General features: G+C 57.1%; 8 protein-coding genes. 2 read left to right on the forward strand and 6 right to left on the reverse strand.

Going from position 1 to position 11533, the window contains the following annotated elements:
* Window positions 1-51: 51 nt before the first annotated feature.
* The 3 genes from uvrA to MTP37_RS07920 form a co-directional block, all read right to left on the reverse strand.
* Window positions 52-2916: an excinuclease ABC subunit UvrA gene (uvrA, locus tag MTP37_RS07910; RefSeq protein ID WP_249236782.1), complete on the reverse strand. Its 2865-nt coding sequence runs from the start codon at window positions 2914-2916 to the stop codon at window positions 52-54.
* On the reverse strand, window positions 2903-4960 hold the full coding sequence (gene uvrB / locus MTP37_RS07915) for an excinuclease ABC subunit UvrB (protein ID WP_249236783.1): 2058 nt from the start codon (window positions 4958-4960) through the stop codon (window positions 2903-2905). Before uvrB ends, uvrA begins: the two co-directional genes overlap by 14 nt.
* Window positions 4961-5129: 169 nt before the next feature.
* Window positions 5130-5849: a JAB domain-containing protein gene (locus MTP37_RS07920; protein WP_249236784.1), complete on the reverse strand. Its 720-nt coding sequence runs from the start codon at window positions 5847-5849 to the stop codon at window positions 5130-5132.
* 164 nt (window positions 5850-6013) lie between these two features.
* On the opposite strand from MTP37_RS07920, the gene MTP37_RS07925 reads away from it, so the two are divergent.
* Window positions 6014-7021: an RluA family pseudouridine synthase gene (locus tag MTP37_RS07925; RefSeq protein WP_249236785.1), complete on the forward strand. Its 1008-nt coding sequence runs from the start codon at window positions 6014-6016 to the stop codon at window positions 7019-7021.
* Window positions 7014-7634, forward strand: a complete 621-nt coding sequence (locus MTP37_RS07930; protein WP_249236786.1) for a CatA-like O-acetyltransferase — start codon at window positions 7014-7016, stop codon at window positions 7632-7634. The genes MTP37_RS07925 and MTP37_RS07930 overlap by 8 nt, the downstream gene beginning before the upstream one ends.
* 50 nt (window positions 7635-7684) lie before the next feature.
* Here the strand turns inward: MTP37_RS07930 and MTP37_RS07935 are convergent, their stop codons facing one another.
* From MTP37_RS07935 to MTP37_RS07945, 3 genes are all read right to left on the reverse strand, one after another.
* A complete protein-coding gene (locus MTP37_RS07935; protein WP_097775441.1) occupies window positions 7685-8089 on the reverse strand; it encodes a hypothetical protein in 405 nt (134 codons plus the stop codon).
* A gap of 12 nt (window positions 8090-8101) precedes the next feature.
* Window positions 8102-9388, reverse strand: a complete 1287-nt coding sequence (locus tag MTP37_RS07940) for a diaminopimelate decarboxylase family protein (RefSeq protein ID WP_249236787.1) — start codon at window positions 9386-9388, stop codon at window positions 8102-8104.
* A 133-nt stretch (window positions 9389-9521) separates the two neighbouring features.
* The gene (locus tag MTP37_RS07945; protein ID WP_249236788.1) at window positions 9522-11417 is read right to left on the reverse strand and encodes a nucleoside-diphosphate sugar epimerase/dehydratase; all 1896 of its coding nucleotides are present in this window, start codon (window positions 11415-11417) and stop codon (window positions 9522-9524) included.
* Window positions 11418-11533: the final 116 nt, after the last annotated feature.

The following is an 11533-nucleotide window of genomic DNA, read 5'->3' on the forward strand; positions in this document are numbered from 1 at the left end:
ATTTTCTTTACTTTTTTCGCAAAAAGTCTGATTTTTGCGAAAGTACGCGCTTTATTTATTATGCTCTTTTTCTTGCAGGATCTTGTCTTTTTCCAAAAGTGGTTTCAGATACTGGCCGGTAAAGCTGCCCGGCACCTCTGCCACCTGTTCCGGCGTGCCCTCGGCCACGATTTCACCGCCTGCACTGCCACCCTCAGGGCCAAGATCGATAATATGATCGGCACACTTGATCAGATCCAGATTGTGCTCAATGACAATGACCGTGTTGCCCGCATCCACCAGCTTTTGCAGCACCTCGATCAGGCGGTGCACGTCTGCGATGTGCAGGCCGGTAGTAGGCTCGTCCAGAATATACACGGTCTTGCCGGTGCTGCGGCGGGCCAGCTCGTTTGCCAGCTTCACGCGCTGGGCTTCGCCGCCGGAAAGGGTGGTGGCGCTCTGGCCCAGTGTTACATAACCAAGACCCACGTCCAGCAGGGTCTGCAGCTTGCGGGCGATCTTGGGCTGATTGGCAAAGAAGACCACCGCTTCCTCCACCGTCATGTTCAGCACATCGGAGATGGTCTTTTCCTTATACTTCACTTCCAGCGTTTCACGGTTGTAGCGTGCACCCTTGCACACTTCGCAGGGCACATACACATCCGGAAGAAAGTGCATTTCGATCTGTAGGATGCCGTTGCCCTCGCAGGCTTCACAACGGCCGCCCTTGACGTTGAAGCTGAAACGCCCCGGGCCGTAGCCGCGCATTTTGGCATCCTGCGTCTGGGAGAACACCGTGCGGATATCATTGAACACACCGGTATAAGTGGCAGGATTGGAGCGGGGCGTACGGCCGATCGGCTGCTGGTCGATGCCGATGACCTTATCCACAAATTCCAGCCCTTCTACCCCATCACACTTGCCCGCGCGGGAACGGGCACCGTTCAGCTCGCAGGCAAGGGTCTTATACAGGATCTCGTTGATCAGGCTGGACTTACCGGAGCCGGAAATACCGGTGACGCAGATAAACTCGCCCAGCGGGAATTTTACGTCGATGTTGCGCAGGTTGTTTTCCCGTGCGCCCTTCACGGTGAGGAAATTGCCGTTGCCGGTGCGGCGGGTCTGCGGCACGGCAATGCGCTTGCGGCCGGAGAGGTAATCGCCGGTGATGCTGCGCTTTGCCTTACAGATATCTTTGACAGAGCCCGCAGCCACGATCTCGCCGCCATGAACACCGGCCCCCGGGCCTACATCCACGATATAATCCGCGCTGCGCATGGTGTCCTCATCGTGCTCTACCACGATCACCGTATTGCCGAGGTCCCGCAGATTTTTCAGGGTGGCAATCAGCTTATCATTATCACGCTGATGCAGACCGATGCTGGGCTCGTCCAGCACGTAGAGCACACCGGAAAGTGCACTGCCGATCTGGGTGGTCAGACGGATGCGCTGGCTCTCGCCGCCGGAAAGGGTGCCTGCGGAACGGGCCAGCGTGAGGTAATCCAGACCCACGCTCTGCAAAAACTGCAGGCGGTTCCGGATTTCCTTCATGATCTGCCCGCCGATCTGCTTCTGTTTTTCGGTCAGGTGCGGCTCATTTTCTTTGATGAAGGCCAGCTCATCCCGGATGGACATTTCGCAGAAATCACTGATATTCTTATCCCCAATGGTCACGGCCAGAACTACCGGTTTCAGACGCTTGCCGTGACAGTCCGGACACTCCACGCCGGACATGAAACTGCCGATCTCCTCCTTCATCCACTCGCTGTTGGTCTCGCGGAAGCGGCGCTCCAGGTTCTCCACGATGCCCTCGAAGGTATTATAATACACTCCGCTGCCGAACTCGTTGGTGCGGTGCATCTCAATTTTTTCGCCATTGGTGCCGTACAGCAAAGCATTGACAGCCTCGGTGCTCATCTCTTTGATGGGCGTATCCAGCGTGAAGCCGTACTTTTTCCCAAGGCCCAGATAATACATTTCGGACACAGACCCTTCAGCATAGTACCAGCCGCTGGCCTTGATGGCTCCCTCCCGGATGGAAAGATTCCGGTTGGGCAGGATGCGCTCCTCGTCCACCCGCATAAAGGTGCCAAGGCCGGTGCATTTTTCGCAGGCTCCCAGCGGGTTATTGAAGGAGAAGAGCCGCGGCGACAGGTCGCTGATGGAAATACCGTGCTCCGGGCAGGCAAAGTTCTGACTGAAGGTCATGCACTCGCCGCCGATCACATCCACCTCGGCGATGCCGCCGGTGAGGGCCAGCGCAGTCTCCAGAGAATCGGCCAGACGGCCCCGGATGCCCTTGCGCAGGGCAAGACGGTCCACCACGATCTCCACTGTGTGCTTGATGTTTTTTTCCAGCTTGATTTCTTCGTCCAGATCATACATGTTTCCGTCAATTTTCACGCGGGCATAACCACCGCGGCGGGCGGCATCCAGCTCTTTCTGCTGGGTGCCCTTTCGCTGCCGCACCACCGGTGCCAGCACTTGAAATTTGGTGCCTTCTTCCAGTTTGAGCACCGCATCTACCATTTCGTCCACAGTCTGCTGGCTGATCACCCGCCCGCACACCGGGCAGTGGGGCACGCCCACGCGGGCGTACAAAAGACGCAGGTAATCGTAGATTTCGGTCACAGTGCCCACGGTAGAGCGGGGGTTGTGGCTGGTGGTTTTCTGGTCGATGGAAATTGCCGGCGAGAGGCCGGTGATCTCGTCCACATCGGGCTTATCCATGCGGCCCAGAAACATGCGTGCGTAGCTGGAAAGGCTTTCCACATAGCGGCGCTGACCATCGGCGTAGATGGTGTCAAAAGCAAGGCTCGACTTGCCCGAACCGGAAAGTCCGGTCATGACGATCAGCTTTTCCCGCGGAAGGGTCAGACTTACATTTTTCAGGTTGTGCTCGCGGGCACCTCTGATGACGATCTTATCGTTTGCCAAGGTATTTTCTCCCTTTTCGTTGTGTCTGTGAATGGTTCTGTTTGCGCTCTGTCTCAGCGGCAGAGTCTACTGTCGGGTTCTCGCCGCGGCGCAGGCGGTCGATCTGATCACGCAGGAAGGCTGCATGTTCAAATTCCAGCAGCTTCGCCGCCTCCTTCATCTCGCGGGTCAGGCGCTCGATGGCGGCTTCCCGCTCCATCCTGCCCATGCGGCGGGTGTTCAGCTTAGCGTTCTCCGCTTTATCGCTGATCTCAATGCTGTCTGCAATGGCCTTGACGATGGTTTTGGGCACGATGCCGTGTTCCTGATTATAGGCCATCTGGATGGCGCGGCGGCGTTCGGTTTCGGTGATAGCGCGGTCCATGCTGTCGGTGACGACATCCGCATACATGATCACAAGGCCCTCGGCGTTGCGGGCTGCGCGGCCAATGGTCTGGATCAGGCTGGTCTCACTGCGCAGGAAGCCCTCTTTATCCGCGTCCAGAATGGCCACAAGGCTCACCTCGGGCAGGTCCAGACCCTCGCGCAGCAGGTTGATGCCCACCACAACATCGATGCTGCCCAGCCGCAGATCCTTGATGATCTCCATACGCTCGAAGGTATCCACTTCGTGGTGCATATACTTGACCTTGATCCCCTGCTCGGTGAGGTAATCGGTCAGGTCCTCGGCCATTTTCTTAGTCAGGGTGGTCACAAGAACACGCTCATGCCGCTGGATGCGGGTGTTGATCTCGCCCAGCAGATCCACCACCTGCCCTTCCACCGGGCGCACCGAGATCAGCGGATCCAGAAGGCCGGTGGGCCGGATGACCTGCTGCGCCACCTGCGTGCTGTTCTGCCGCTCGTAGTCGCCGGGCGTAGCCGAAACAAAGATCATCTGGTTAAGCTTGGATTCCACTTCCTCAAACTTGAGCGGTCGGTTATCAAAAGCCGACGGCAGTCGGAAGCCATACTCCACCAGTGTTTTTTTGCGGGCGTAGTCTCCGCCGTACATGGCGCGCACCTGCGGCAGGGTCACATGGCTCTCATCCACAAACAGCAGAAAATCGTCCGGGAAATAATCCAGCAGGGTGGTGGGCATACTGCCCGGTTTTCGGCCGGAGAGCACTGCCGAATAGTTCTCAATGCCCTTGCACATGCCCACCTCGTTGAGCATTTCAATGTCGTAATTGGTGCGCTGAGCAATGCGCTGGGCTTCGATGAGCTTGCCCTCTCCGGTGAACTGCTTCACCTGCGCGTCACACTCGGCACGAATCTTTTCCAGCGCGGCGGCCTTCTTCTCGGCGCTGACGATATAGTGGCTGGCCGGGAAAATGGCCACATGCTTGACCACATTCTGCTTGGCACCGGTAAGCGGATTGAACTCGGTGATGCGGTCGATCTCGTCCCCGAAAAACTCCACCCGGATGGCAAGCTCGCTCATATAGGCAAGGTAGATGTCCACGATATCGCCGTGGACGCGGAACTTATTGCGCACAAAATTCACATCATTGCGTTCATATTGCAGAGTGACCAGCTTCTGGCACAGCGCATCGCGCTCCATCTGCATGCCGGGGCGCAGGCTGATGACCATGCTGCGGTAGTCGATAGGGTCGCCCAGCGAGTAGATGCAGGACACCGAAGCTACGATGATCACGTCCCGCCGCTCTGAAAGTGCCGCCGTGGCCGAGTGGCGCAGACGGTCGATCTCGTCATTGATGGCGCTGTCCTTTTCAATATAGGTGTCGGTGCTGGGGATATAGGCTTCCGGCTGGTAGTAATCGTAGTAGCTGACGAAATACTCCACCGCATTGTTGGGAAAAAAGGAGCGGAACTCGGTGCACAACTGCGCCGCCAGTGTTTTATTGTGGGCCAGCACCAGCGTGGGGCGGTTGCATTTTGCAATCACATTTGCCATGGTAAAGGTCTTGCCGCTGCCAGTAACGCCCAGCAGGGTCTGGCAGCGGTCGCCGCGCTCCACGCCCTCCACCAGTGTTTCAATAGCCTGCGGCTGGTCGCCGGTGGGCTGGTAAGAGGATACCAGTTCAAATTTTTCGTCTGCCATCTTCCCTCTCCTCTCCGGCCCTTGCGCAAAGAACCACAATCAGTTGTATTTTACATTTCAATTATAGCACAGCAGTTTTATAATGTAAACAGTTCTTTGTAAAAGCCATCCTGACAGCTGTTAATTCGGCCGGCACATAATGAAAGCCGCTTCCCGTTTCCGATAAAGTTCACGGCCAGAACAATGTACCGGTCCTGAAATCATAGATTGGCAGGCGGTTGGCATCCCGCATGGAGAAATATTCCGTATCGGTCAGGATGAAGTGGTCCAGCAAATAGATGTTTACAAGACCCAGTGCCTGAGCGATGCTGCCGGTGGCTTCTATGTCCTCCATGGAGGGCATTGCCGCACCGTTGGGGTGATTGTGGCAGAGCACTACCGTGTCGGTGCCGCCCTTGATAGCCGCAGCCACCACGCTCTTGATCTCCAGACTCACCCGGTCAGAGGTACCTTCCCGCAGCCAGACCGCCGCCCGCACCCGTTTGCGGCTGTCCAGACTCACCAGCATGGCGCGCTCGTAGTCTGACCATGCAAACTTTGCCATGAGGTAGCTGCCCATCTGCTCGGTAGTCTTGATGCAGCGGGTGGTGCTGGTTCGGCTGCGGCTGTAATAACGGCAGATCTGCGGCAGCAGATGCAGCATCCGGGCGGTGGCAGGGCCTACACCCTCCACGGTGCACAGCTCCTCCTCACTGGCCTCCAGTACCGCCGCAAAATCACCAAAACGATCGATGAGGTCATGTGCGATGCCGTTGGTGTCCTTCTGCGCATTGGTGAGATACAGCACATATTCCAGTGCTTCGTGCTCGGCCAGACTGTCCAGCCCGTAGTTCTGCACCCGTTCGCGCATCCGCTGGCGATGCCCCTGATGCCGTTTGTGTTCTGCCATTGCCGGTACTCTCCTTCTTGTTCATTCCCTATAATAGTACCCATTTTGCATCGGGAACTCAAGGCTTTGGGGAAAAATAGTTTTGATCCGGGACGTTTCCGCGTTGACTTGCAGCCGTGGCTGTATTACTATAAAGGTATCTTTTGAGATTTGAGGAACCATTTATGAAACAGTATACCGCAACCGCCAACGACGACGGCGTTCGTCTTTCCCGCTTTGTGCAGAGCGTGACCCGCGATTTTCCCACCAGCCTGCTGTACAAGAGCTTCCGCAACAAGCGTGTGAAGGTGAATGGAAAAAAGGCCGCGCCGGAGTACCGCATCCAGACAGGGGATCTGATCGAATTGTACATCAACGACGAGTTTTTCCCGCCGGAGGGTGCAAAGCCGGTGCAGAAGGCTGCCCCCAAAAAGCAGCCCAATCAGCCCAAGGTGACTGTCATCTACGAGGACGAAAACATTGCTGTTCTGTACAAGCCCACCCACCTGCTGTGCCATAGTGACCGCACCGGCGACGCAAACCTTGTGGACGCTTTTACCCAGTATCTGGCCGAAAAAGGCGAATACGACCCCCACGGCGAGAACCGCTTCAAGCCCGGCATCTGCAACCGGCTGGACCGCGGCACCGAGGGCCTTGTGATCGCAGCCAAGAGCTATACCGCCCTGCGGGACATGAATGAGATCATCCGCACCGATCTGCTCAAGAAGGAATACTACACCATCACGGTGGGCATCCCGCAGTCGGGACGGTTCACCGCATGGTGGGAGCACGACGAAAAGAACAATAAGGTGAGCATCCACGCACACCAGTCGCAGGACGAGCGCCGCAAGCAGATCATTACGGATGTAGACGTACTGCGTACCGCCGGGCCTTTTGCGCTGTGCCGGATCGGCCTTATCACCGGCCGCACCCACCAGATCCGCGCCCACCTTGCCTACCTTGGCCGCCCGGTACTGGGCGACATCAAGTACGGCAACCGCAAAATGAACGAGCGCACCGGCACCAAAACGCAGGCCCTGTGCGCCGTGCGCGTCAGCTTTCTGGACATTCCTGAAGAGAACAGCCTGCATTACCTCTCCGGCAAGGTCATCAAGCTGAAGGACCCGCAGATCGTGAAGCAGTTTGATGCACTGGATAAAAACAAGGCAGATGGAGAAAACAGCCATGCATAAAATCGACATGAACACGTGGCCGCGGGCAGAGCTGTTCCGGTTCTTTTCCGGAGTGTCACAGCCATTTTACAGCGTCACCTTCCGGGTGGACGTGACGAATCTCCATGCCTACACCAAAGCCCGCGGCATTTCCTTTTATTATGCCCTCGGCTATCTCGTGACCGATGCCGTGAACAGCGTGGTGAATTTCCGCTATACCATCCGGGACGGTGAGGTCTGGCTTCTGGATAAGCGCATCCCCAGCCTGACCGACCTGAAGCCCGGCAGTGAGCAGTTCCACATCGTCACACTGCCCAAGACCGGCACGCTGGACGAGTTCTGCTGCGCCGCAAAAGCTAAGAGCGCAGCACAGCAGAGCTTTCTGGATCAGGACTGCGAGACGGACGCGCTGATCTACATTTCCACCACGCCGTGGTTTGATCTGACCAGCTGCACCAACGAGCGGGATTTTGACAAAGACGACGCCATCCCCCGCATCACATGGGGCAAGTATGTCCCGGAAAACGGCCGCGAAACGCTGGGCATGAGCCTTGAGGTGAGCCACCGGTTCATCGATGGGTATCACCTGGGGCAGTTTTATCAAAAGCTTCAAAAAAGCATTGATGAATTGTAAAAAACGGCTGCTGTACTTTACCGTACAGCAGCCGTTTTTCTCTTTGTTCTTTACTTTTTGTCGGAGTCCTGCTCCGCCTTTTCCTGCGATTCCTGTTCACGGCGCAGCTCTTTGATGCGCTTTTTCTCGCTCTGGACATGGGGCCATGGCCAGCTGAAGCCCTCGTTCTCACGGCACCATTTGACCAGCGGATAGAACGCGAAGGCCAGACCGAAGAGGTACAGCAGAGCGTACAGCAGGGCATCCAGCGTGATGAGTGCATCCAGTGCACCGATCACCGCAACCACGCAGCCTGCCTTCAAAAAGAACAGGCCGTTCTGGCGGCAGTATTCCTCAAAGTGTTCCGCTTTGACGGCGCGGCGGCCCTGATCGCCCCAGACACGGGGATTTTTCATGACCGAATAGCCGTAGAATACCATCATCAGGCCAAGGGTGAGCTGAAAGCCAAAAAACATTTATGATACCTCTTAATCTTCAAACAGCGGCTTCATCAGGGGCAGGAAGTCCAGCGTTGCAAAATAATCACGCGGCGTCTCGGCACGGCGGATCAGACGGTGGGTGCCGTCCTCGCACAGCAGCACCTCTGCGCTGCGCAGCTTGCCGTTGTAGTTGTAGCCCATGGCAGAGCCATGTGCACCGGTATCATGGATATAGACGATATCGCCAATGTCGATCTTGGGCAGCATACGGTCGATGGCAAACTTGTCGTTGTTCTCGCACAGGCCGCCCACCACATCATACATGTGGTCGCAGGGCTCGTTTTCCTTGCCCAGCACAGTGATGTGATGGTATGCGCCATACATGGCGGGACGCATCAGGTTGGCAGCGCAGGCGTCCAGACCAATGTACTCCTTATAGATATGCTTTTCGTGGATGGCCGTTGCCACCAGAGCACCGTAGGGGCCGGTGGTAAAGCGGCCCATCTCGGTAAAGATGGCCACATCACCCATGCCGGCGGGCACCAGAATCTCCTCAAACTTTCTGCGCACGCCCTCACCGATGGCCATGATGTCATTTTCGGTCTGCTCCGGACGGTACGGGATGCCCACACCGCCGGACAGGTTGATGTAGCCGATGTGCACGCCGGTGGCCTTCTGCACCCGGACTGCCAGCTGGAACAGGATGCCTGCCAGCTCCGGATAGTATTCATCGGAAATGGTGTTGGAGGCGAGGAAGGCGTGGATGCCGAAGTTCTTGGCACCCTTTGCAGCCAGCTTCTTGTAGCTTTCGACCATCTGCTCCTCGGTCATACCATACTTGGCATCGCCGGGCTTGTCCATGACCTGAAAGCCCTCTTCGCTCTCGCCCAGACTGAAGGTGCCGCCCGGGTTATAGCGGCAGAAGATGTTCTCCGGCACGCCGGCGACACGCTCCAGAAATTCCACCATGGTGGCATCGTCCAGATTGATATAGGCGCCCAGCTCGTAGGCCTTCTTCATATCTTCCACGGGAGTTTGGTTGGAGGAGAACATGATATCGCTGCCGGAGAAGCCGCACACCTCGCTGAGCATCAGTTCGGTCAGGGACGAGCAGTCCACGCCGCAGCCCTCCTCCTTGAGGATCTGCAGGATGACAGGGTTCGGCAGAGCCTTGACGGCAAAATACTCCTTGAAGCCTTTGTTCCAGCTGAATGCCTTGTTGATGCGGCGGGCATTTTCACGGATGCCCTTCTCGTCGTAGACATGGAACGGCGTGGGCACATCCTGAATGATCTCCTGTGCCATCGCCTCGGTCAGAAACGGTTTCTTTTCCATAGTAACATCCCTCTCATTTTATATACACGCGGCCGATTGCCGCAGTGACGTTGGTAGAAGCTCCTTCCGTCATCGCTGACGCGATGCCACCTCCCTCTTTGAGGGGGCTGTCTGCGCAGCAGACTGGGGGAGTTCACAGCTTCAGATTCTGGCGGGTGGGGGTGAAGGTGGGGATCATCTTTGCCAGCTGCTGCACCACACCCTCATCGTTGTGCTGGGCGGCTTTGGCAAGCTCCTGCAGCTGCTCGTAGAACTCGGCAAGGTCGATGCTGCGGGGCGAGGCCACAAAGATCTTGTTATGCTGGGTGCGGCGCATCTTGTCCTGCTCCTCGTCCATCATCAATTCTTCGTAGAGCTTTTCGCCCGGGCGCAGACCCACGATCTTGATCTCCATATTCACGCCCGGCTCATAGCCGTAAAAGCGGATGAGCTGCTTTGCAAGATCCATGATCTTGACCGGCTCGCCCATATCCAGCACATAGATATTGCCGCTTTCGGCCAGCGCACCAGCCTGCAGCACCAGCTGGGCCGCTTCCGGAATGGTCATAAAGTAGCGCTCAATGTTGGGGTCTGTCAGGGTGACAGGCCCACCTTTTTTGATCTGGGCCTCAAACAGCGGAATGACGCTGCCGTGGCTGCCCAGCACATTGCCAAAACGCACAGCCACACACTTCATATCCGTGTTGCCCGCAAAGGTCTGGATGAGCATTTCGCAGATGCGCTTGGTACATCCCATCACACTGGTGGGGTTCACAGCCTTATCGGTGGAAAGCTGCACAAACCGCTCCACGTCGTGCTCGCTGGCGCTCACCAGAAGGTTCTTGGTTCCCAGAACATTGTTCTTCACGGCCTCGGCAGGGCTCACCTCCATGAGCGGCACATGCTTGTGAGCCGCCGCGTGGAACACCACCGTGGGGTGATAGGTCTCAAACACCTCGTCCAGCCGTTTTTTGTCCCGGATGGAGCCCACCAGCACCGTTACCGGGATATCCCGGCCGTACTTCTGCTGCAGCTCCATCAAAAGCTCATAGGCGCAGTTCTCGTAGATATCAAAAATAAGCAGCTTGCCGGGCTTGAAGCGCATCACCTGACGGCACAGTTCGCTGCCGATGGAGCCGCCGCCGCCCGTGACCAGAACGGTCTTGCCGGTAAGGTAGCCGGAGATCTGGTCCGTATCCAGCGTCACCTCATCGCGGGAAAGGAAATCCGCCGGGTTCAGCTCGCGGAAGGCTCCCTGCTGGGGTGCGCCGCTGCCCACCAGCTGCGGGTCGCTGAGCAGCTGCACCGCACAATGGGTGCTGACACACAGGTCGATGACATGGTTCAGTTTGCTGCCTTTCAGGGTAGGGATGGCAATGATGATGCTGTGGATGCCGTAGCGATTGCACAGCTCCGGGATATCCTCCAGCGTGCCCTTCACCGGCACCCCGTGGATGGTCTGGTTCAGCTTTGCGGGGTCGTCATCAACCGCCACCACAGCATGCCCGTATTCCTTATTGGACTTGCACACGTTGATGGCCCATGCACCGGCCTCTCCTGCACCCACGATCATCACGGGCCGGTTGGGGTCTCTGCTGGCAGAGCCGCGCAGCTTTTCGCCCAGCGGGTGGTTCAGGAACAGCCGCCATGCCAGACGGCTGCCGCCCACCAGCAGGAAGATGAGAACCGCTGCCATGCAGTTGGCAGAGTTGAACAGCACACCGTGGATGCACAGACGGTTGACACCGTAGACGATAACGGTAGGCACAGCCACCGTTGCCGCCAGACGCATCAGGTCGCGTTCACCGGCGTACTTCCACAGTACGGAGTACAGCCCGCTGAACAGAAAGCTGGCAATGTACACCGCCACGATCCATGGCAGATTTTCGTACAGAAGCTCACGGTTATGCGGCCACCAGGCAGCTTCCACTGCTCCGTCTGCCCGCAGCAGAAGCGCAAAATAAAAGCTGAATGCAACAATGGCTGCATCCAGCAGCACAAGCAGCGCCCGGCGCGCAAGCACCTGCGGCGTGTTCTTTTTATCTTTCACAAAAAAGTCCTCTTTTTGCACACGGCGTAAAACGCCGCTGTTTTTTCCGGAAGGAGCTTCCGGCGTTCCGTCCTGCCCGGCGCACCGGACAGCCCTATCTTTATATTATACTCAGA

The sequence above is a fragment of the Faecalibacterium sp. HTF-F genome (assembly GCF_023347535.1).
GTDB lineage: Bacteria > Bacillota > Clostridia > Oscillospirales > Ruminococcaceae > Faecalibacterium > Faecalibacterium wellingii.